29 protein-coding genes are annotated in these 18,844 nt (G+C 40.0%); 16 read left to right on the forward strand and 13 right to left on the reverse strand.

What is annotated here, in order from left to right:
• Positions 1 to 91 precede the first annotated feature (91 nt).
• Entirely contained in the window at positions 92 to 571 is a 480-nt protein-coding gene (locus F8R90_RS18380) for a hypothetical protein (RefSeq protein ID WP_196511538.1), read from the forward strand.
• Here the strand turns inward: F8R90_RS18380 and F8R90_RS18385 are convergent.
• The 3 genes from F8R90_RS18385 to F8R90_RS18395 are packed head-to-tail and all read right to left on the reverse strand — an operon-like array spanning position 551 to position 2,336.
• Complete coding sequence (locus F8R90_RS18385; RefSeq protein ID WP_196511539.1) at positions 551 to 706, reverse strand: hypothetical protein; 156 nt, start codon at positions 704 to 706, stop codon at positions 551 to 553. The genes F8R90_RS18380 and F8R90_RS18385 overlap by 21 nt on opposite strands.
• Positions 678 to 1,241 (reverse strand): HD domain-containing protein, encoded by a 564-nt coding sequence (locus F8R90_RS18390; protein ID WP_196511540.1) that lies wholly within the window; start codon positions 1,239 to 1,241, stop codon positions 678 to 680. The genes F8R90_RS18385 and F8R90_RS18390 overlap by 29 nt, the downstream gene beginning before the upstream one ends.
• 57 nt (positions 1,242 to 1,298) lie before the next feature.
• Positions 1,299 to 2,336, reverse strand: a complete 1,038-nt coding sequence (locus tag F8R90_RS18395; protein WP_331000664.1) for an AAA family ATPase — start codon at positions 2,334 to 2,336, stop codon at positions 1,299 to 1,301.
• A 170-nt stretch (positions 2,337 to 2,506) separates the two neighbouring features.
• Between F8R90_RS18395 and F8R90_RS18400 the strand changes: the two genes are divergently transcribed.
• Positions 2,507 to 3,088: a hypothetical protein gene (locus tag F8R90_RS18400; protein ID WP_230966349.1), complete on the forward strand. Its 582-nt coding sequence runs from the start codon at positions 2,507 to 2,509 to the stop codon at positions 3,086 to 3,088.
• Between the two features lie 12 nt (positions 3,089 to 3,100).
• On the opposite strand, the gene F8R90_RS18405 is transcribed toward F8R90_RS18400, so the two are convergent.
• Both F8R90_RS18405 and F8R90_RS18410 read right to left on the reverse strand, forming a co-directional pair.
• Positions 3,101 to 4,282: an HNH endonuclease domain-containing protein gene (locus F8R90_RS18405; protein ID WP_230966350.1), complete on the reverse strand. Its 1,182-nt coding sequence runs from the start codon at positions 4,280 to 4,282 to the stop codon at positions 3,101 to 3,103.
• Positions 4,282 to 4,521: a hypothetical protein gene (locus F8R90_RS18410; RefSeq protein ID WP_196511542.1), complete on the reverse strand. Its 240-nt coding sequence runs from the start codon at positions 4,519 to 4,521 to the stop codon at positions 4,282 to 4,284. The genes F8R90_RS18405 and F8R90_RS18410 overlap by 1 nt, the downstream gene beginning before the upstream one ends.
• 8 nt (positions 4,522 to 4,529) lie before the next feature.
• Between F8R90_RS18410 and F8R90_RS18415 the strand changes: the two genes are divergently transcribed.
• The 9 genes from F8R90_RS18415 (at position 4,530) to F8R90_RS18455 (ending at position 9,016) form a co-directional block, all read left to right on the forward strand.
• Entirely contained in the window at positions 4,530 to 5,495 is a 966-nt protein-coding gene (locus F8R90_RS18415; RefSeq protein WP_196511543.1) for an HNH endonuclease, read from the forward strand.
• Positions 5,492 to 6,343, forward strand: a complete 852-nt coding sequence (locus tag F8R90_RS18420) for a hypothetical protein (RefSeq protein ID WP_196511544.1) — start codon at positions 5,492 to 5,494, stop codon at positions 6,341 to 6,343. The genes F8R90_RS18415 and F8R90_RS18420 overlap by 4 nt, the downstream gene beginning before the upstream one ends.
• Positions 6,344 to 6,441: 98 nt before the next feature.
• Positions 6,442 to 6,651: a hypothetical protein gene (locus F8R90_RS18425; protein WP_196511545.1), complete on the forward strand. Its 210-nt coding sequence runs from the start codon at positions 6,442 to 6,444 to the stop codon at positions 6,649 to 6,651.
• Positions 6,652 to 6,748: 97 nt separating this feature from the next.
• Entirely contained in the window at positions 6,749 to 6,985 is a 237-nt protein-coding gene (locus F8R90_RS18430; protein ID WP_196511546.1) for a hypothetical protein, read from the forward strand.
• 28 nt (positions 6,986 to 7,013) lie between these two features.
• Entirely contained in the window at positions 7,014 to 7,484 is a 471-nt protein-coding gene (locus F8R90_RS18435; protein ID WP_196511547.1) for a hypothetical protein, read from the forward strand.
• A 23-nt stretch (positions 7,485 to 7,507) separates the two neighbouring features.
• Positions 7,508 to 7,723, forward strand: a complete 216-nt coding sequence (locus F8R90_RS18440; RefSeq protein ID WP_196511548.1) for a hypothetical protein — start codon at positions 7,508 to 7,510, stop codon at positions 7,721 to 7,723.
• 60 nt (positions 7,724 to 7,783) lie between these two features.
• On the forward strand, positions 7,784 to 8,080 hold the full coding sequence (locus F8R90_RS18445) for a hypothetical protein (protein ID WP_196511549.1): 297 nt from the start codon (positions 7,784 to 7,786) through the stop codon (positions 8,078 to 8,080).
• 98 nt (positions 8,081 to 8,178) lie between these two features.
• Positions 8,179 to 8,511 carry a hypothetical protein gene (locus F8R90_RS18450; RefSeq protein ID WP_196511550.1) on the forward strand — a complete coding sequence of 111 codons (333 nt, stop codon included), beginning with the start codon at positions 8,179 to 8,181 and terminating at the stop codon, positions 8,509 to 8,511.
• Positions 8,501 to 9,016, forward strand: a complete 516-nt coding sequence (locus F8R90_RS18455; RefSeq protein ID WP_196511551.1) for a hypothetical protein — start codon at positions 8,501 to 8,503, stop codon at positions 9,014 to 9,016. Before F8R90_RS18450 ends, F8R90_RS18455 begins: the two co-directional genes overlap by 11 nt.
• Before the next feature lie 42 nt (positions 9,017 to 9,058).
• Here the strand turns inward: F8R90_RS18455 and F8R90_RS18460 are convergent, their stop codons facing one another.
• From F8R90_RS18460 to F8R90_RS18470, 3 genes are all read right to left on the reverse strand, one after another.
• Positions 9,059 to 9,262 (reverse strand): hypothetical protein, encoded by a 204-nt coding sequence (locus F8R90_RS18460; RefSeq protein ID WP_196511552.1) that lies wholly within the window; start codon positions 9,260 to 9,262, stop codon positions 9,059 to 9,061.
• Between the two features lie 32 nt (positions 9,263 to 9,294).
• Entirely contained in the window at positions 9,295 to 9,861 is a 567-nt protein-coding gene (locus F8R90_RS18465; protein WP_196511553.1) for a GIY-YIG nuclease family protein, read from the reverse strand.
• A gap of 89 nt (positions 9,862 to 9,950) precedes the next feature.
• Positions 9,951 to 10,133: a hypothetical protein gene (locus tag F8R90_RS18470; protein WP_196511554.1), complete on the reverse strand. Its 183-nt coding sequence runs from the start codon at positions 10,131 to 10,133 to the stop codon at positions 9,951 to 9,953.
• Positions 10,134 to 10,337: 204 nt separating this feature from the next.
• Here F8R90_RS18470 and F8R90_RS18475 point away from each other — a divergent pair, with 204 nt between their 5' ends.
• The 5 genes from F8R90_RS18475 (at position 10,338) to F8R90_RS18495 (ending at position 15,653) form a co-directional block, all read left to right on the forward strand.
• Positions 10,338 to 10,583, forward strand: a complete 246-nt coding sequence (locus tag F8R90_RS18475) for a hypothetical protein (protein ID WP_196511555.1) — start codon at positions 10,338 to 10,340, stop codon at positions 10,581 to 10,583.
• 60 nt (positions 10,584 to 10,643) lie between these two features.
• A complete protein-coding gene (locus F8R90_RS18480; protein WP_196511556.1) occupies positions 10,644 to 10,808 on the forward strand; it encodes a hypothetical protein in 165 nt (54 codons plus the stop codon).
• Positions 10,809 to 10,884: 76 nt separating this feature from the next.
• Complete coding sequence (locus F8R90_RS18485; RefSeq protein WP_196511557.1) at positions 10,885 to 12,450, forward strand: hypothetical protein; 1,566 nt, start codon at positions 10,885 to 10,887, stop codon at positions 12,448 to 12,450.
• A 5-nt stretch (positions 12,451 to 12,455) separates the two neighbouring features.
• The gene (locus tag F8R90_RS18490) at positions 12,456 to 15,071 is read left to right on the forward strand and encodes a hypothetical protein (protein ID WP_196511558.1); all 2,616 of its coding nucleotides are present in this window, start codon (positions 12,456 to 12,458) and stop codon (positions 15,069 to 15,071) included.
• A 48-nt stretch (positions 15,072 to 15,119) separates the two neighbouring features.
• Positions 15,120 to 15,653, forward strand: a complete 534-nt coding sequence (locus F8R90_RS18495) for an HU family DNA-binding protein (protein WP_196511559.1) — start codon at positions 15,120 to 15,122, stop codon at positions 15,651 to 15,653.
• Between the two features lie 145 nt (positions 15,654 to 15,798).
• Here F8R90_RS18495 and F8R90_RS18500 read toward each other — a convergent pair whose 3' ends face one another.
• The 5 genes from F8R90_RS18500 to F8R90_RS18520 all read right to left on the reverse strand — a co-directional run bounded on the left by F8R90_RS18500 (position 15,799) and on the right by F8R90_RS18520 (position 18,418).
• Positions 15,799 to 16,296 carry a hypothetical protein gene (locus F8R90_RS18500; RefSeq protein WP_196511560.1) on the reverse strand — a complete coding sequence of 166 codons (498 nt, stop codon included), beginning with the start codon at positions 16,294 to 16,296 and terminating at the stop codon, positions 15,799 to 15,801.
• 101 nt (positions 16,297 to 16,397) lie between these two features.
• A complete protein-coding gene (locus F8R90_RS18505; RefSeq protein ID WP_196511561.1) occupies positions 16,398 to 17,249 on the reverse strand; it encodes an ATP-dependent DNA ligase in 852 nt (283 codons plus the stop codon).
• An 84-nt stretch (positions 17,250 to 17,333) separates the two neighbouring features.
• Complete coding sequence (locus F8R90_RS18510; protein ID WP_196511562.1) at positions 17,334 to 17,747, reverse strand: DUF1257 domain-containing protein; 414 nt, start codon at positions 17,745 to 17,747, stop codon at positions 17,334 to 17,336.
• A 144-nt stretch (positions 17,748 to 17,891) separates the two neighbouring features.
• A complete protein-coding gene (locus F8R90_RS18515; protein ID WP_196511563.1) occupies positions 17,892 to 18,227 on the reverse strand; it encodes a hypothetical protein in 336 nt (111 codons plus the stop codon).
• Positions 18,206 to 18,418 (reverse strand): DUF2997 domain-containing protein, encoded by a 213-nt coding sequence (locus F8R90_RS18520; protein WP_196511564.1) that lies wholly within the window; start codon positions 18,416 to 18,418, stop codon positions 18,206 to 18,208. The genes F8R90_RS18515 and F8R90_RS18520 overlap by 22 nt, the downstream gene beginning before the upstream one ends.
• Between the last annotated feature and the right edge of the window lie 426 nt (positions 18,419 to 18,844).

Below are 18,844 nucleotides of genomic sequence, written 5' to 3' on the forward strand. Positions count from 1 at the left end.
GGAAAGCGTAGGCGCAGCCCCTTAAAGTAGACATCGCCACCTCACAACCGCAAACCCTGCTAAAATCCCTGTATTCAGTACACTAACTACCATGTCTGGCAAAGGATTTGGACAACGCCAACCTACAAAAATCGATAAACTTGTTGAATCTGCGGTGCGTTATTGCCAACAGCGACAGCCAGAAGCATTAGACCAAATTTTTGACAATCTGCCTGTTAAGCTTAACCAGCAAGTGTTAGATGGTACAGTAGCAGCTTTAAAAAAAGACATTGATTGTCTCAGTTGGCTGTGTGGTTACTTTGCATCGGAAATTAACAGCACTTCAGACAACGATAAACCCTACCATCCCATTACCTTGTTATCAAAACTTTTGATTAAATCTGGAATGCAGCCATTCGTTGATTTTATGCCCTACATTGGTTGCCGCATTTCCATACTCAATAACGATAAATTTGAAGCGCTGCCGCCTAGAGTGCAAGCAGCAGTTAGAGAAGCTTTTGATGTGGTAGAAACTAGTGGGGAAGAGGCACAAAGAATAAATGAGGCATTGCTACGTGAGTTGGAAGTGTAATAGAACTGCCGGATGAGCGATCGCGCAAAGCGCCCGCAAAGCGCGATCGCACCCAAAACTTGTTAACCAGTTTATTGCTTCTGAGGGTAACTGAAGGCGATCGCTACTATTTAATAAACGCCTTGTAATCTTCAATTTTAGTAGCCAAGCGAGATGCTAGAAACGGGCTGGCATCGTGCAAAGCTTCATAAATCTGAATACCTTCTTCTCGATATCGAATAATTTTGTCTTGATTCCAATAATGTGGAGGTGCTTGGAGGTTGCTGATTCTATCTGCTAATTTTACCATCCATATTTCTGGCGGTTGCTCTTTTATCCTTCGTAAACTATCTGACATTTGGAGATGTTTTGCTAAACTTTCATCTTTAGTCAATGCAAGTACACCATTAGCTACTGATTCACCAAATTCAGTTTTTATTTCCTCAAAAGTGGTATCAGTATCTTCGATTGTGTCATGTAAGATAGCACATTGAATAGCAAGGTCGCCATCATGTTCTTTTTCTACACTTAAGGCTGCAATGACTTCCATACTTACAAAACTCAAGTGCATGATGTAAGGTATATTTGACCCTGGCACTTTTTGACCTTGATGTGCGTGTGCAGCAAACTTATAGGCTTTGATGTAACTTTCTTGTGACCAGTTTTGTAAGCTGAGTTGATATGTTTCCATTTGTCAATTTTGGTCATAGGATGTAGCGACGAGCGTAACGCTTGCAATAGAAGCGAGTTATAATTTCGCAGGCTCTAACAAAACCTCCAAACTGTTTTCCCACTCATCGAAGAACCCATCAGGCCATCGGTCAATTCTGCCGTCTTTATTAATGCGGGGTGACACAACTTTAATAAAAGCTTGATCTTGGTTGTGGTGACGTTGAAAGTAATGTAATTGCACATCTTCCGGCTCAATTTTACCACTATGTACCGCAAGACGAATACCGTTTAAAATCTGCTCACTATGAGTTTCTACCACAACTTGAACGCCACAGTTAGCAGCCAGTGCTAACAGCTTACCCAACATTGTTTGTGCTTGGTTGTGAAGTCCGGTTTCTGGGTGTTCAATAAGAATTAACACACCTGGACTGGAAGCGAGGATTGCAACGATAATTGGTAAAACGTAAGCAATGCCGTATCCAATAGGGTCACTAAATTTTAAGTTAACCAAATCCATATCTAGATGTGCATTAACTTGGATGCGTAGACCAGAACTTATTTCTCCCATCCATGCCTCAACTTGGTCTAGCAAATTTATTGATTTTCCTTGCGGGTGAGCGAGTTCGGCGATAGGGATTGGTTGACTACCGTAGGTATAAAGAAAATGTGCTGTATATTCGCCAAGCGCACCAATTTGTTTAAGTTCTTGCACTTGGTAATTTAAGATTCCTGATACAACTTTTGCACGTTCTGATTGAAGGTGATAAAGTTGCCCGTTGAAAATGCTTGACTGATAAACATCGGCATCAACAGAGTTGAATCCACTCTCTAAAAAATTTGCTTCTCTCTCTAATGAGTTGTATTTAAAGTGCCATGTTCCTTTAGTTCCGTTTTTTAAACTAAGCTCAAATCCTACGTAGTCTTGTTTGGCATTTTCATACAAAGCATCATTAGCTGTGCCAATATTTACCAAGTTTCCATTGAGCAATAAACCAGTGCTTTGTAGTAAATTTTGCTGGTAAGATTGATGCAGCAGTGATAGTGCTTGCAACACAGAGGATTTAGCAGTGCTATTATAACCAGAGAGCAGGGTAAGTGATTTGAATTCAACCAATTGATTCTCAAATGCTTTAAAATTTAGCAGCCGTAATGAGCTAATCATTAAATTTAAAATATATATTATTGTTAATTCAATTTTATTCTAATTTTGTTATGTAGTTAAAGCTATTTTAGGAAATTTATCTTTTTAATAAATAACTGATATTTTAGTAGTATTGGCGGTTGATGATGGAATCTCAAAATCTTTTGTTGGGACAGTATTTAAGCCTTATCGATTTTTGCACTTGCACTAACACTTATCAAAAGTACACCAAGCAGATTAATCCGTTTCCTACAAACTCCGATAGTATAGATGCTTTGCAAAATCTCTGCAATCATATTGTTGATCCTATTATTCACCATTTTGGTCAAGAGCAATTTCAACTTACTTATGGTTTCTGCTCCAAAGACTTGAAACGTTTTTTGGAGCAGAAAGATCCTGTAACAGGCTTAAAAAATGGACGGGTTGCCCCAAATCTTGACCAACACATGGCACATGAAGTCAACCGCAATGGAAAATACTACTGCGATCGCTTGGGAGCCGCCTGCGATTTTCGGATTGCGAATATATCGAGCAATAAGGTTGTTGACTGGATTTTAGATACACGCTTGCCATTTGATAGGCTGTACTACTATGGCATCGAGCGACCGATTCACATTAGCTATGGTGACGAGCATAGCCGTAGTATCTGCACGTTTACTACAAGCGGGACACCTACTACAAAAGGTATTGAGGCTTGGATAGATTTAGCTAAGAAAATTAAATAGCGATCGCCGCCGTCAAAACCGAGCTAGATTGCGAGACTCAGCAAAGATATTAATGAGGTCAACAACAGCAGTTGATAGTACACCAGGGAAAGAAGCGGTATCATCAAAAACAGTATAAAATCTGACAGCCACATCCTCTTTAAGTGCTAGCGAGAGCGAACCAGATTTACTGTAGTTTCTGTAAGCTAACTCTAAATAAGGTTGAGCCATCTGTAATTTTTCCTGGGAAGGAAGGCGATCGCGCTTGGTGTGTGAATTGAAATTAGGATCAGCAGGTACTAAGTTCCAAAGTTCGTTGATCGGATAGAGAGATACAGGTAAAAGGTGGTCTAAATCGTATCTGATACCATAAGAAATGTGCTTTTGTGTCCAGGGGCAAACAAACTCTGTTCCTTCCATCAAGAGTACATCAACATGGTTGCGCTCCCAACTCAAAGGTCTGCGGTTGTCTGGTCTATCTGTTAGCAGCTGATAAATAAAACCTCGATGCGCTTTTTGCTGATTTTCCTGTTGAACTTTCTCTGTAAACAAGCACCATTCATGAATACAAAGCGCTTCAATCCACAATGACATCTCTCCAAAAGTTTGCCAGAGTTCGGCTTGAATTACTAAGCATTTGTCTTCTGGTTTAGTACCTGGAATTGCTATAACTGGAGTGCTAAGTTCTGTATACTTTAAGGGTTTATCAAACACACTCCAGTGACCAAACCCTGCATATTTAACTGGCATTTCAATTGCCTTGCTAATGGCAGTGAGGGCAGTTTGGTAGACTTGAAGTAACGGTTTGGAGTATGCAAGATATTTTCGCGGGACTCTCAGCTCGTTTATGAGGAAAAAGCCATCGCTAGGGCTTGAGGTTCCACCAACAATTGATTCCCATTCACACCGTAGTCTCTCTAACTCAGGGCGAAACGACATATCATTTCGCAATTGAGCGTTCAGTGTTGTTCGTTGCCCTTGCAAAATGGGTTCGCTGGGTTTGACAAATGGCCAATAGTAAGCCACCCAAAACTGTGCTAGTAAACGCAAAGGAACTGCTACGTCTGCTCTTGGGTTCCGCAAATCGGGGAAGCTGAGGACGACATCATTAATCGCACGCAGCAAGGCTATTTTGTAACTTGTGACTTTCGTATCGTGCTTGAGAATTGTGCTGATAATTTTGCTTCCCGATGACATAACAGGAGTTAAAAACATTACTCTATAGTGTTCCCGTTTTCATCCCGTTTTATTTCTACAACTGTGACATTAAACCCTTCCCATTCCTGGATAGTAAACCCAGCTTCGGTTTCTTCTGGAAACTTGGTTGCCATTTTTTGCCAAGCTTCTTCTTCGCTTTCAGCCCAGATGTAACGACCTTGGCGTGCGGTGATATCATCACGACCTATGCAGTCGTGTGAGTATAATGCGTTACGTGTACATCGATATTCGCGCATAGCTGCAAATGAATAAAGATTTAGCTTACTACGTTAAGAAGTTTTCTCCCAAATCTGCATCCAACAAAATTGGTTTAAACGTTAGCCCCGGCGCACCAAATAAGCCCATACTGCTGCTGTCGGTAATTGAAATGATAGCAACCGGACAGATAGCCAAAAACCAACTCCCCTTCAATGCCGAACTTATCGTCACGTTTCTTAAACTTTGGAGCCACCTAGAACCAGTACGCAAGCCGGATATAGGTTTACCTTTCTATCACCTCACTAGCGATCGCTTTTGGCATTACCAAATGAAACTGGGTTTTGAATCACTGATTGCTGCCAAAATAAAAATCAGGACTCCTAGCACCATTAGGGAAACTGTAGAGTATGCCTACCTTGATGTTGAACTGTGGACACTTCTGCAAAATTCTGAATCTAGAAGTTTTTTAACCCATGTGCTAATTGATTCCTGGTTTAGTGATAAAACACAGGATATTGAACAGTTACTTCAGGTCAACGCCTTTGCTGAACTACAAGACCAGTTGCAACGCTCCGGCGGCAAGGTCTACAAACCAGAGGAATTAGAAGATGAGCAAGCTGTAATTGTGCGAGATGGTGCTTTTCGCAAAATTGTAGTTTCAACTTACAACCAACGCTGCGCGTTTTGCGGGTTACAGATACTCGATTCACTTGGTCAAAACATTGTGGACGGGTCACACATCAAACCATTCTCCCAGTTCTACGACGACCGTATCAATAACGGGCTTTCACTATGCAAAAATCATCACTGGGCATTTGACCGCTTTTGGTTTACTATCAACGACGATTACACCATCATCGTTGCTGAGAACCTGCGAGAAGATTCACCCAACGCTAGACCAATGCGAGAATTTAGGGGCGATCGCATTATCTTACCAAGTCAACAACAGTATTATCCTAGAGTTGATGCAATGAGATGGCATCGCCAGGAGTTCTTAAAGCGCAGCGCATGAGCAAAAAACCTAAAGGTTGGTTTAATGAAATTGTTATTCGTCCTACCTTACCTGTAGACGGTTACGAAAGCTATGAAAAGATGTGCGGTATTGTTGCAGACATTTACTACTCTGCGGAGGAACAAAAGCTACTGCGTCAATTAAGGACTAATCCCGCAGAATCGATGTACATCACCCTATACACCTTGTTTAAAGTAGGTCTTGCTAAATGTCCTGCTTATTGGGTGAACAAAGATTTAGTTGAAGCATTGCTGCAATCGGTTTTAACCGTTGACGTAGACAGTTTAAATTGGGCAATGAAAACGGGAATGTTTATGCTGCCCAAAGGAGTAATTCTTTCTCCTGAAAATAAGAGCGTTGATGCTATTTTTTGGCATTATGATAGTGAAGCTGGTATCCTTTATTGGACAGCAACCGATGGATCTAGTTTCTTTTGCCGCAGATTTAAACTTGATGCACAAAAACTTACTTATACTGATTCACAAGATATTGATCCTAAGGTAGTCAAAGGATTTAATGAATATTTGCACTCAATTTTACTGCGATTAATTTTGATAATGGAATGCCGCCCTGAACTTGTAGATACAACAAGCGAACTAGTCAGGGTGAATAGAGGTTTTGGCAAAGCGCAAGCGCAAGATTTTTATCAACCACTTTGGCTAGGACTTGGATATCGACTCAAACGTGAAGGGACGCAAAGTAGTGAAGGCAGTAGCGGTACACATGGTACTAAGAGCGTCCATTGGCGCAGAGGCTTCTTACGCAATCAGCCTTACGGTGAAGGCAGACAGCAAAGAAAACTAGTTTGGATTGAGCCAGTTTTAGTAATGGGTGGGAAAGAATCATAATGATATCTGACGATAAAATCAATGCCAAATATAAATCTGGTCAATACATCGCACCATCTTGCCTAGCAAACAAGAAATAAAAAGTTAATAAAAAAGTTATGTACACGGCTTATCCCTATGTAATCAAAAATGATAGCGGTGCATACCTGCAAACCGATGCAACGATGCTAAACCCCATCTGGGGCAATATCGACACTGCAATGCACATTCGCCACTACATTGGTGCAGTAACAATTCAAGAAGTAACAGGCAGTTGGGTCTACCAACTCAACCGCGATTGCTATGAATACAATTTTGTCAGCTTGTAAATACATAGTAAACTATGTAGAATATTAAGAGTAAACGATAAGCTATACCGTAGGCGATCGCACATTCTGACTATCCCCAAAACCATCATGAATTTCAATGACTAATGCACAATCCCAAATTGATGAGCTTTTTAAGCTTCTTGAACCGCTAAACAAAACTCAAGGAGAGCATTCGGTCAGTGTAACTTTCAATCCCGGCATGAAAGGTGGAGTTATTAACTTTATGCTGGACTGGAAAACTTTCATCGGTGAGCAAGAATTTGACAATATTGATGAAGCAATAAAATTTGCATACTCTCTTCAAAAGAAAGCAGGTATCGATTCTATTAGTTAATAAAATTAATTAGTTTTGTTTTTATAAAATGTACTACGGTTATCGTTGTTATACCAAAGAAAATAAGCCTTTGGGTTGGCTCTACACATTTGATAGTAATACTGAATATGCTTGGACTAATAAAGATTTACGTTTGTGCAAGCGTTGGAAAACTGAACGGGGTGCAAAGAAACATTTTGATCATTGCAACACACGTTGGCAGTTCAAAAGTCAAGGAGGTTATCTCAAAATTGAAGTTATGCCAGAGTTTTCTGAACATAAGTCTTCTGCTAAGTCTAATCAGCAGCGATGGAATGAAGCCAATCGTGATGCACTTTACCAAGCCCAAGAAAATTACAACCAAAAGCGTCCTGTAATGTCATTTCGTCCAAAAGCCGAACTGTTGGAATGGCTGGAAGAGGAACGCACAGTGGATGATAATGCTGAACCAGAAACTGATGCTTCACTTCTAAATCGTAAATTAGAAAAACTTAAGAAATTAGAACAAAAAGGATTTTAGCGATTTATTTAAGGATAATTAAAATGTCAAATAAAATATTAAATTTTGAATTAATTGAAGGACTACCAGAAGAATATGGAACTTATTTCTTATTATTAGAGGATGGTTCTATAAAACAAGGATATTTCGGATCTTTTCCTTATCCTCATCATCAAGAAGAGATTGCTAGAGTTGCTAACTGTGAAGATGAAGAATTTCATTATGAAAAATGTGTTGGTTGGCTAAAACCTATAGAATGATTTGTTTTAATACAACGATTTATATATAAAATAAAAATATGAAAATATCTATGTAAAACAATGAAAGCAGAAGAATTAAAAACTATAATTATTAATATTCTTGACGAAAAGCCAAGATTTTTTGATGGTGTTTGCGCTAAGGATATTAAAAACTTGCTTTTAGAGCATTACGAAATTTCTGTAAGTGAAAGAACAATTATTAAAGTAATGATGGAAATAATAGATGAGGGTCAGAGTAAATTTGGTGGCTCTGGTTATGTTTGTGGTGATGATAGTACACTAACATGGGCGGATGAACATAGTAATGCAAATTCAAAACTGAGAGGATTACATAAGTATTGGTGGTTTAATATTTAGATAATAAAAATATAAAATCTTGGACATTAGTTATGATGTATTATTTAATCTATACTTTATAAGTTTCATAGTTTTGTAGATACAAAAAAATTAATTTTATGAGTAATAAAGAAGCGATAAATGAAGTATTTAAAAATCAGAGATACATGACCCCAGAACAGCTAAATATTGCTCAGGAATTTCAGAAGACGATAGAGGCTGAGTATGCGCTTTGTGCTGGGGAAATGAAAAAAGCTAAAAAAGCAGCAGCATCTGGAGCTACATCAACTAACTCAGATGAAAAATTGTCAATAAACTATGCCTGTTTAGAAATTGATGCGATTCGTGAATACTGGTTCAATCGGCTAGTCAGCCTCATACAAATCATCGAACACCGAAATCCACAACTTGAAAAAGAACTAGCAAATAAGTATTTAAATAATGAGCAGTAACTTAGACCGTCTGTTGGCAATATTAAAAGAACAAGCAGACTTGATTGATAAACTTAACACACGTTCTGACTTTCAATACAAAAGTACACAAAGGCTAGTTTTGGATTATGGTAAACCTTTTGTAACTCAGGTTAAATCACCATTTAAAGGTGAACGTAAAGCTTGTTTTGAAAACTGCTACAAGGCATTATGGGACTATTCGCAACTAAGTTACTGTGAAGGGTTTGCTATTGATGATGAGTTAGATTTTGCAGTATCTCATGCTTGGTTAGTTAATAACGCAATGGAAGTAATTGACCCTACATGGATTGGAAATAAGTTTAAAGGCAGTACTTATTTTGGAGTAGTTTTTAATAGAGAATTTGTGATGGAGATGGTAGAAATTACTAAAAGTTATGGAATCCTTGATAGTGACTATATGAATGAACACCAACTTAAACAAGAAGGTTTTCCACCTCACGCCCTTCATCCCGTATTTCATTCTTCTGTAAGTGTGCCTGAATAAAACAGTTCTGGGTGCGATCGTATTATGCAAAATTATTCTGATTTAGTCATCTGGAAATTGCCAAGATGAAATACTTTCTACATCTTTGCTACTGCATTGAATACAAGTAACATCAAATGCTGAATCCATCCACTCATAACCGCAAGCACGACAATGACAAAAAATATTATTACGGTTTGCATCTTTTATACCCTGATGCCATTGTTGTAGTTGGTCTGGATTTTGAAAAGGAAAATTATCAGACATTCTCGTAAGCCTCTTATTGTTACAAAAAAATTTTACCCAAACGGTTGCCCCCACTGCTCCCACATTTCCTTGTTAAATGGCGATCGCCACTTCAAAATTAAACTCAATTCCAACTCCTGCCGTGCGCGTCGGTCAACCGGAGTGTCCCACCAAAACGCGATGTTAACTGCTGTCTTTATTCCATAGCGATAATGCAAATCCTGGTAGCTGGCTATGTAATCCTTGCAGGCGTGAATCCCTTTCCAGCGCTTGTTACTTCTGCAAGTTTCCCCTACATATAAAATCAGGCCAGCCGCAGAGTCAACGATGAAGTAGAGACACACATCGCCGGGGCTATCTGCTGGCATTCTCCAAAAAGAGAGCGATCGCACTGACAACTGCAACGGATCAATCCTGTCTGGGCCGCAGTGCGCCGGGGCTAGATCAAATAATGCCGTCTGTTGTGGTGGCTGAATTTCCCTTACTACCTGCTGATAGTCAAAGATTTGCGCTTTCCACTTCAGCAGTACTGCCTCGCTCATCACCAGCGCCTCTGTTCTAGGTGCTGGTGTGGGTTTCACTTCTGGAAATAGGTTTAGCTGGTTGGGTTCCAAAGTCATCACTGGGAGTTACAAAGCAGATTATCTCTCAGAACTGAATCGAGTAAACCTGTTAACAGCTGTAGTTCTCTTGGAAAGTGAGCGATCGGTTATTCTTCGGACTTCAAATTGTGCTTTTTGATTATTTCCTGGTTCTCAGGTTTATTGAGCCAATCTTCTAGAGCCTCAGCGATCGTATCGCTTAGGTTTTTATCTTTGAGGGCTACTACTGCCCGAAACAATCGGTTTAACTCTGGAGAAACATAGCCCCGTAATTCCTTCTTCTCGCTCATCAACCTTGCACAGCGTACAACGGCTTAATTTTTGCACAGCTTTTTAGGATATTTTGATTTAGCGGTTTATCCTATTATCCGATTGTCCTATTTCGGCGATATGATTGTGAGTGTTGCAACGCGCAACGGCGAAGCGATCGCCCCTCGGCTGGGCACCAAACAGAGCGATCGCGGATGTTTACCCCCATATTGGGAGACTAATAAATGATGACACAAAACTTTTTGTCAGGTGCTAACAACCCCACCACCAATCAAACATCCTCTGAAGCAACCCCTCTTAAAGAACCGCTCAAACATCTGTTGATTGGTTCTTCTAAAGCTGTAACTAGCACAATTCACTACTTGCAGGTGATTGGCTATGCAGATGTTGGAGATTGGAGTCCTTTACTACCCAGTCCTAATCCTGGTGAAGTCATGAGCATTTTGAATAGACCTATTGTGGTGAAATAGTCGTCACGCCAAATCTAAGTAATAGATGCCTCCAAGCGGGAGTTATTTTTTGGCGGTAATTTGAGAAGGTCAAAAGTGCGATCGCTTGACCTCCAGTTCTGTGGAAAGGGAGCGATCGCCCTTTATCCCTTCATTCTTAGAGAAAGCCCCCAAGCCAGATATCGGAATGTACCGCCCTTTTTCAAAGAGGGAAGCGGGGATGCTCTGATGCGAAAGGGAGAATAATAAATGATTGTTCGGACTTGACATTAATCATGAGCTAAAATATTTAGTATTTTTGTACTAAAAGTAGCTATGAGCGATGAGCAAAGAAGACATTTTAGGTCAAATATCTGGCGAAGATTGGATAAAAAAAGGTGGTTTGGATGTTCCCGACGATATTTTTAGCGCCTTAGAGAGTCCGTTTGATTGGTTCGACGAGTTAAAACCTATCAGCTTTTCCAGAGGAAATTTACCCACCATAGAAAATATACTTAGCTACTTTTCTGAGAGCGAGATAAGTAATATCGTAAAAAGTTCGTCCATTGAAATGTTACGAACTTCCTACGGTATCAACAAGTGTTTTAATTCCAAGGTGTACAGTAATTTGGCTGCAAAAGGCGACCAGCTTGCAGCTAGTTTAAAATTAAAAACTCGTGACCTTCAGATTTATCAAGCCGCTATTCAAGCAAACAATTTATTCTTGAATGTGGGTTTGTTGAACAAGCAAGTTAGTTCTAGCAGTTATGACGGACAAATGGGAGAGGTTTCAATTTATCAGAAAGTTAAAGCAGCAGAAATTAACAATAAAGATTGGTTGCACAGTCTAGCAGAGAAAATTCAAGAGAAAGCAGTTCAGATTTTAGAACCTCTGCTTGACCAGTTACAAGAACGGAAAGATTCTATTCCAGAAGAAGTAATTAGAGGTATTCAGATTGTCAGGGAAAAGGTATTAGACGAATTTGCAAAATTCTATATTGATTTAGAGAAAAGTTTATTAAAGATAAAGAATGATTTTGCTGAGGGCATTAGAGCATTGAAGAAAAAAGCTCTAGACCCTTTTCTGGCTGACATGAGAGAGTTAAGGAAAAAAGTACTAAATCCGGCAATTAAAGATTTTCGCAAACTTATAAACAAACTTAACAAATTATTGGCAATAATAAAAGACGAAAAATACAAAAATGATTCGGTTGGCGGCTATACAATTTCTTCAAGTTTCTCACCCAGCGCGATTGTTCCTGTTGCTTCGCCGAGTGTTATTGATGTGATTGGCGTGGTAAATGCGATCGCTTCTGGATTGCTGCAAACATTCATCCTCAAAGGCGTAGCTATCCCCGCACAGTTAGCAGAAGCAGTAACTAAAACAGTGACTAGTCTTGTTCTGAAGGGATTAAACGCATCTGGGGCTGAAGCAGTTCGCTACATCGCCGGAGGAGTACTAAGAGGTGCAAAAGACTTACTTCCCGCAGTATTTAATAATACTGGAATGTTTGCAGGAGCTTGGAGTTTTCTAACTTCATGCGCTCCCTACATAATTGCCGCAGCAGTGATTATTATCATTACGATTAAGTTGAGTCAAAAGGCTGATATCGGTAACTGGATAACAGTATTAGCAGTAGGTAATAACAATCAGGAACCTGATACAGTATTTGCTAGACTCCTTGGTGATGCTCAAGAAAAGCTTAAGGACTTGGGCAAAATTAAAGAAGATTTGATTCAAGAAACAGGGAAACAGTATGCCAATATCTACGCATTTTCATTTGATGGAGATGCGAGGAAACTATGTATTGATATGAGTTTGGCTGTACCAATTCCTATGAAAGATGAAATAGCTAATACATTATGGACTGAGTTTTCTACAAATTTTGATTTTTTGAGTAAAGAGTAAAGAGTATGAGTATTCAATTTAAAAACACGAGATATTTACCAGATGCCTCTCAGGGTAGAATCGAGACTGTTTCTGAGTGGCAGGTGTGGAGTTGCAAGAATAAAAACTGGTCAGAAGCACCTGTTGTTGTTAGCCGCAATATATTACTTGCAGGACTTCACCCTAAATTAGAATTTTGTATTGGGGAAATTGAGAAAACCGAAACTAACCCGCGATCGCTAGACTCATTCAAGCCAAAGGGATATGAGGCTGCTTTCTTTTTGGATATGGCAAGTGGTTCTAGGAATCACGGGAGATTTACGTTTACTAATAAACAGACTGTAGGTAAGAAATATTACGGCGAGGCAGCCAAAGACCAATGGAAACGCATTATCTATGGATCAATTCTGCACACTGGCTGTAAGAAAATGGTCTATCAACAAATGAGATTCATCGTCGTTGATGATGAAGCTAAAGATGATGATGGCAATTTCTTGGATGACCAAGTAAACAATATTCACTGGGAAAGTGGTGATTCTCATGCCAAAGCTAGTAAACGTCTGATGCAACTTTTGGGCTTACCTGCTGACCCAGATGGTGATAACAACTATGTAGATGAAGGTAGACCCCTACAGTTTCGCGCTGCTTTGTGGGGTGAGTGGATTGGCAAGGGTACAGTTGCCTACAACCCCAAGCTTGATAGTTTTGGTGCTGATTTAGTAATTCCACTATCCTCACTCAAGGGCAATAAACCGACACTGGGCAACCATGAAGGCAAGATTCTCATGGGTTTGGTGTTTGAAGCAGAAGAACGCCGCGCAAAACCAGGATGGATGTTGTTTCAGTGGTTTGATTTTGAAACTTTACAAAAAGATAAGATTATCAGTCGGCTAGAAGAAAAGTGCGATCGCCTATCCAAAGCCTACAACAGCATCACTGACCTAGCCGAAATCCTGAGAATCGACCAGTCTGAAGCTGAAGCCGAACTTGAAGAAGGGTCTGACAAGCTTCAATCGGAAGCTGAGTATGAGAACACAATGATCCGCATCATCCAGGCAGACAAACAAGGAATATTGCTGCTGCACCCCTATGTTGTGCGGCGGGTGAAAGAGCGTATGCAAGCTGTCTGGTTGAATTTAGCTAAGGCCGCAGGTGTGCGGTTCTATTCACTTATGGCACAACCTGACGAATTGCTAGCTCACTACCATATTGTTCTACCTGATGGACGAATTAAAGGACGAAAGGTATTTTGCGCTCCTGACTTTGAAGAGGGCGAGTACATAGTTTTCTGTAACCCCATGCGGCACTGGGGCGATTGTCAGCTGTGGGAGAACCTTCATGAAGGAACTTACATCAACAGCACTGGTATTATGGCTGCACCCCGTTTACTTCTTCTAAACCTGGGGCGCGATACCGATGGGGATTTTATTCAACTTATCAAGAGCAGTGCGTACCCAAATATGAGGGAGGCGATCGCTAACTTTGATGAACCTCCAGCAACGAAGAAATTTCCTAAAATGGCACTGACTGGTAACTTACAACAAATTGCCATCAACTCAATGAATGACTTAACGGGGATTGTTGCCTCGCTGTTGGCAAGGGCGCGTTCTGGCGGTTGTGAGCAAATCGTTTTAAACATTCCTGCTGGGGGTGAACAGAAACAAGATGAGGAAATGCGGATTATCGATTTTCTCTCTCAGCAGGTGCAAATCGCGGTTGACTCTCTCAAGAGTGCTTACCCCAATAACATCAATGGCTTAGATGCTGTTAAAGCGTTTCTGAATGAACAAGGCGCTGAGTCTCCTTGGCTCAAAGACTTCAAAGAACCAGCCTGTTACCGTGACCGTCCTTGTGCAGTAAAAGCAGATGCTCTTGATACCGTATCCCGCATAGTTCAAACAGTTAATTCAAAATGGAAAGCACCAGACCTCCGGCTTGATTCCTCACCTAGAACTTACGAAAAGGTTTTGTTCAATGATGTAAGTTATGCACCGGAACAACTAGCGATCGCTATTTCTCACCGGGACACCTACCGAGATGCAATGCGAAAAGCTATTGAATGGAAAGAAGGCAATGATGGGTCTACTAGATTAATTCGGGAAACTGCGGAGGCAACAAAGGCCAGTAAGCAAAACATTCTGGAAACTGCCAAACCTGACGGCACTTTCTACGAAGCGATGTCTTGGGTTAGTGCCTACTGGACAGTGGCACATCAGGCGGAAACTGGCGATGCTGGATTAGTGTTTATGATCTTCGCTGACGAAATTGTGGAAAAGCTCAAGAACTCTAAACCAGAGGAAGCCAAGGTTATTATTTGCTACGCAGTTCAGCACGGTTCTTGGTCAGCACCACAAAAAAACCCTTGGAAAGGGCAAGAGGTAATGGTTCGTGCTTACATTCGTGAAGTTTCTAGCAAGCAATATCTAGCCCTTGAGATGAAATGGGAGGGTGCAAAAACTCAAATCGGCTGGTTTCACTTAGGAAATATTGGTGAAAAATATCGTCCCTATATGCTCCCAGGAATTACTAAAACCATGAAGATTTACTCAACTAGATTCAAGGATTCTAAAACAACTGAAGTTACACTTTTTGATCCAAACATGACCGAAGAAGAAATCAAAGACTATCTTTTCTTCAAATAGCTATAATTAGCTATAATCATGTGAAGGTTTTGCGTTTGTTTTCTAATTATGAACTCCCACTTATCTGAATACATTCAGTCTTCAACTGGTTACAACAAGACAACTGTTGATAGCATTCTTGAGTCTTTCATTAATTTTGTACAAGTTTCACTTCGTAAAGGAGAAAATGTCAAACTAGAAAAATTTGGGGTTTTTTCTCACAAAGATTTACCCGAACGTGACGGCAGAAATCCCAAAACAGGAGAAGCAATTAAAATTTCTGCCAGACGAAAGGCAGTGTTTAAATTTGCTAATACATTTTCGATTGAACCTGACCCTGCTGTTTCACAGTCTGTATTGCCAGTTGAGCAAAATAAAACCGAAGTTTCTAAAGTCCCCCCACCAATTCCACTAGAGCTACTAGCAAGTGGTACTGAAAACTTGTGGCATATACAAATCAATGGTCAACCTGTTGAAGTGCCTGAGTCTCAACTTGTTGCCAAGGGGTTAACCGAAACAACTCCGTTGTGGAGTGAGCGCACTGGTTGGAAACTTGCTCAAGACATCCCTGAACTAGGTTACTTGTTTAAAAAAGCTGCTTAGTTTGATGCAGAAAAAATGAACCCTCCGGTCAAATTAAGGAGGGTTATATTTTGGGCATTAATTTGTAGAAAAAGAATTAAAAAAATACCCTGAACCAAATTAGTCCAGGGCTATAGATGGAAATGGGCTGTCAAACTAGATGCAATTAGGTCTGAATTAACAGAGTCTGTGCGTAAACAGTTTCGCTACCTACTGTTCCGGTGATAAACAAACCAACTTGTGCATCGCTTGGGCTGTCAACGTACCATATCTTTGCATCTGTTAGTTGCTTGAATACTTCATACAATTGCACGTAGTACTCAACTGCTTCAGCTTCGCTAGCTAGGCTTTCTAAAGTTGCAGTTCCAGCATCAACCATATCACTCTGATTTTTGAGTTCTGCGATCGCATTATTGGCAAGTGGCACAAACACTTCGTCCAACGTCTTACTAGTGATAATGCGATCCTTGGGAATGCTATTAGAAGTTGCACCAGCCTTAATGCGTAAACTTCTATCCAAAGACAAGAGTTTGTCACTGTCAATAACTGCTTTTGTTCGTCCAGGCTTTAGCGGTGAGTCACTTTCCGATTGGCCCCAAAAGTTATAATCTTTCAGGACTGCATTTAATGTTTTAACTACCAAACTTGCAGTTTCAAAAGCCATTTTGTCTCCTGATTTTGAGGTAGGCTTTAACTTTTAACACTGCCTAGTTTAGCAAAGGTAGTACAAATTAACTATATTTTAAACATTTCTTTTATCCTGAATTAATCTTGAATGATTCGAGAAAATACCGGATGTCTCAAGCTTTTTATAGAACTACTAGAACTATTAGTGATGCCCATATAAATTACCTCAATCTTAGCTCCAGTATATTTGGATTGATTAGCCCAAATATCTAATCTTTCTGCATCAGTAAATCCAGTGCCAACTTTGGATTTTACCGCAACTTCACCTGCCTTACCTTCAACAGAAAGTTTTCCCAGGCTTTTGGAATATTTGCCAGTACCTTTGTGAAATTCCGTGACAATAAATGTGCCCTTCTCAAAGTTTTTGACTTTCAGTAGGTGTTGCGATCGCCCCTGGTAATAGGCTACGTCTGGATGCCTTAGCATCGTTCCTTCATCGGAAGCACCGGAATCTTTATTAAGTTGGTTTTGAGTTTGCACAATCACCGGATTAGTTTCGATAACTGTATACGGCACTGCTACGACTGCCGATTGACCATCAGGAATTATTTCTTGAATTTTGCTAACCATTGCCTCTGTATTCGCCCAGGTGGTGTTGTCTTTCCACAGACCGAATACATGGAACTGAACACGCTGTTTTTGGGTAATGTCATAGCCTTTGCGATCGCGGACTATTCCTGATATGACATCAAATTTTTCATCAGTAATGTAAAGCTCTCCGTCAATAACATAACCAGCTTGTGCTATCTGGGCGCAGACATTCTCGATATGTTCAAGGCCAACATATTTTGTTTTTAACGTCCGGCTTATTAATCCTTGACCGGGAATATATAACCCTCGAATTCCATCCAGTTTTGGGGTTGAAAACCAATTGTTAACGCTATAGTTTTTAGTCGGGCTATAAGTATTTGCAAGCTGACAACTAAACATAAATATTGTAGTACAGATGTTCTATGCTAACTTAAAAAAATCCCTCGCTGATTTCAACGAGGAATAAATTTTCAATTGCCAAAACTAAGCCCATTTACTAGCGGTGACTATCATTTCACCATTTGATTCTGTCTGAGATTCAATATCAAAACCTTGGGCAATTAGGGCAGCGATTGCGTTCTCTTTGGCGTACCAAGGAGTTAGGGTTTCCATAAATTTCTGGGCATCACGCTTTGAACCATCACGGGTTAGAAACTGAAACTCTCCAGAATCACTAAGTTTAAATCCAAAATCGTAACCTCCTTGATAGTTTTGCACTCGTCTAATAACAAGTTCTGCTATCTTGCTATTCCCAAAAGGATCGTGAATATCAGTGTTATGCTCCAGTTTTGCTCCTTGGAGAATGCCATTAAGTCCATCGTCAATCATTTCAATTAGAACTTTCTCAAGAACTTGCGGGTTTTTGATAGTGGTTCTGATATGGGTTAGGTGAGACATTATTCTGCTCCGGTAAAATTGATGAAATTGGGCGGGTCAAAGGTGTTATAATTTCAAAAATTGGTTTTTGGAAGTAACGGACAGCTTCTATTACCTTGCGATTACATTGGGGGCAAAAAAGCTTTCCATCAAAAGCAATAGTGTTTAATATATTTCATCATCCTCATCTTCATAAGCAATCCCACAACAAGGGCAACAAATAGGCAAGTTTCCAGGATTTATATCTGGGTCAGACTCTATTTGATGTTCTCGCTCCTCGTCAGAAAGGCTGTACCAATCAGAGAAATCAGCACCGCAGTGGTAGCAATAGTAATTTTCAGAACTATTTGAATTAAGTTGCTCGTTAATTATTTCTAGGGATTGCTCCAATCGCCCTAGTTCTGATGGGTTTTCAAGATAGTTTACCAATCCTGTTAAAAACGCAGAGTATTCATGGCTTGATAGTGGTTCAGGAAACTCTAAATGTTCTGGTTCTGCCACAGGTTCTCATCCTCCTGATTTTCGATTGGTTGCTGATTGTATTCAGGTAGAACTTCTTGCGATCGCACCTCACCCAATGCCTTCTCTAACCCGGCAGTGAGTTCTGTACAACTATTACCAACTCCATTAATCACGCGCTCGGTGATAGTACCGTCTTTGGCGATTGTTATTTGAATTTGTCGATATTGCATTAATTTTCTCCTGTTCAGATATTCTCTTTCTGGCTGTGGCAAAGATATTGCCAACTTTAAAGTCTTTTTGGAATCTCAGCCTATCGTAGGTTCCTTGAGGTAGAATTTTTAATTTTTCAATAAATTCACAGCAAGGCTTGAAACCGAGATTGTATTTAATTGCTATTTCTGCAATATTAACTGCTGTAAATTTATGATAATTTTCGACAATAGCAGTTGCATCTATCTGAATTTGTCCAGATAAACTCTCAAAAACCAGTCGAGAAAACCTCATATATTCTTTTCTTCTGGAAGTTTTCAGGCTTTCAGTCAAAGTTATTTGATGTTCGGTTAAATTTTGTTTAAATTGATTCATGTTGAAAGGTGGAAGCGACCCACCAATCACGCTAATTACTTAGATTGATGCTGTCCAAGTTTTAGGGGAAG

The organism is Nostoc sp. NZL (genome assembly GCF_015714705.1).
Taxonomy (GTDB): domain Bacteria; phylum Cyanobacteriota; class Cyanobacteriia; order Cyanobacteriales; family Nostocaceae; genus Nostoc; species Nostoc foliaceum_A.

Excerpts from the sequence above, each read along its gene's own strand:
- F8R90_RS18510 (WP_196511562.1), bottom strand. The coding sequence starts at position 17,747 with ATGTCTCACCTAACCCATATCAGAACCACTATCAAAAACCCGCAAGTT.
- F8R90_RS18460 (WP_196511552.1), bottom strand. The coding sequence starts at position 9,262 with ATGTCTGATAATTTTCCTTTTCAAAATCCAGACCAACTACAACAATGG.
- F8R90_RS18410 (WP_196511542.1), bottom strand. The coding sequence starts at position 4,521 with ATGCGCGAATATCGATGTACACGTAACGCATTATACTCACACGACTGC.
- F8R90_RS18450 (WP_196511550.1), top strand. The coding sequence starts at position 8,179 with ATGAGTAATAAAGAAGCGATAAATGAAGTATTTAAAAATCAGAGATAC.
- F8R90_RS18405 (WP_230966350.1), bottom strand. The coding sequence starts at position 4,282 with ATGTTTTTAACTCCTGTTATGTCATCGGGAAGCAAAATTATCAGCACA.
- F8R90_RS18380 (WP_196511538.1), top strand. The coding sequence starts at position 92 with ATGTCTGGCAAAGGATTTGGACAACGCCAACCTACAAAAATCGATAAA.
- F8R90_RS18500 (WP_196511560.1), bottom strand. The coding sequence starts at position 16,296 with ATGGCTTTTGAAACTGCAAGTTTGGTAGTTAAAACATTAAATGCAGTC.
- F8R90_RS18465 (WP_196511553.1), bottom strand. The coding sequence starts at position 9,861 with ATGACTTTGGAACCCAACCAGCTAAACCTATTTCCAGAAGTGAAACCC.
- F8R90_RS18470 (WP_196511554.1), bottom strand. The coding sequence starts at position 10,133 with ATGAGCGAGAAGAAGGAATTACGGGGCTATGTTTCTCCAGAGTTAAAC.
- F8R90_RS18430 (WP_196511546.1), top strand. The coding sequence starts at position 6,749 with ATGACTAATGCACAATCCCAAATTGATGAGCTTTTTAAGCTTCTTGAA.
- F8R90_RS18440 (WP_196511548.1), top strand. The coding sequence starts at position 7,508 with ATGTCAAATAAAATATTAAATTTTGAATTAATTGAAGGACTACCAGAA.
- F8R90_RS18425 (WP_196511545.1), top strand. The coding sequence starts at position 6,442 with ATGTACACGGCTTATCCCTATGTAATCAAAAATGATAGCGGTGCATAC.
- F8R90_RS18445 (WP_196511549.1), top strand. The coding sequence starts at position 7,784 with ATGAAAGCAGAAGAATTAAAAACTATAATTATTAATATTCTTGACGAA.
- F8R90_RS18475 (WP_196511555.1), top strand. The coding sequence starts at position 10,338 with ATGATGACACAAAACTTTTTGTCAGGTGCTAACAACCCCACCACCAAT.
- F8R90_RS18390 (WP_196511540.1), bottom strand. The coding sequence starts at position 1,241 with ATGGAAACATATCAACTCAGCTTACAAAACTGGTCACAAGAAAGTTAC.
- F8R90_RS18520 (WP_196511564.1), bottom strand. The coding sequence starts at position 18,418 with ATGCAATATCGACAAATTCAAATAACAATCGCCAAAGACGGTACTATC.
- F8R90_RS18455 (WP_196511551.1), top strand. The coding sequence starts at position 8,501 with ATGAGCAGTAACTTAGACCGTCTGTTGGCAATATTAAAAGAACAAGCA.
- F8R90_RS18400 (WP_230966349.1), top strand. The coding sequence starts at position 2,507 with ATGATGGAATCTCAAAATCTTTTGTTGGGACAGTATTTAAGCCTTATC.
- F8R90_RS18485 (WP_196511557.1), top strand. The coding sequence starts at position 10,885 with ATGAGCAAAGAAGACATTTTAGGTCAAATATCTGGCGAAGATTGGATA.
- F8R90_RS18420 (WP_196511544.1), top strand. The coding sequence starts at position 5,492 with ATGAGCAAAAAACCTAAAGGTTGGTTTAATGAAATTGTTATTCGTCCT.
- F8R90_RS18505 (WP_196511561.1), bottom strand. The coding sequence starts at position 17,249 with ATGTTTAGTTGTCAGCTTGCAAATACTTATAGCCCGACTAAAAACTAT.
- F8R90_RS18490 (WP_196511558.1), top strand. The coding sequence starts at position 12,456 with ATGAGTATTCAATTTAAAAACACGAGATATTTACCAGATGCCTCTCAG.
- F8R90_RS18435 (WP_196511547.1), top strand. The coding sequence starts at position 7,014 with ATGTACTACGGTTATCGTTGTTATACCAAAGAAAATAAGCCTTTGGGT.
- F8R90_RS18415 (WP_196511543.1), top strand. The coding sequence starts at position 4,530 with ATGAATAAAGATTTAGCTTACTACGTTAAGAAGTTTTCTCCCAAATCT.
- F8R90_RS18495 (WP_196511559.1), top strand. The coding sequence starts at position 15,120 with ATGAACTCCCACTTATCTGAATACATTCAGTCTTCAACTGGTTACAAC.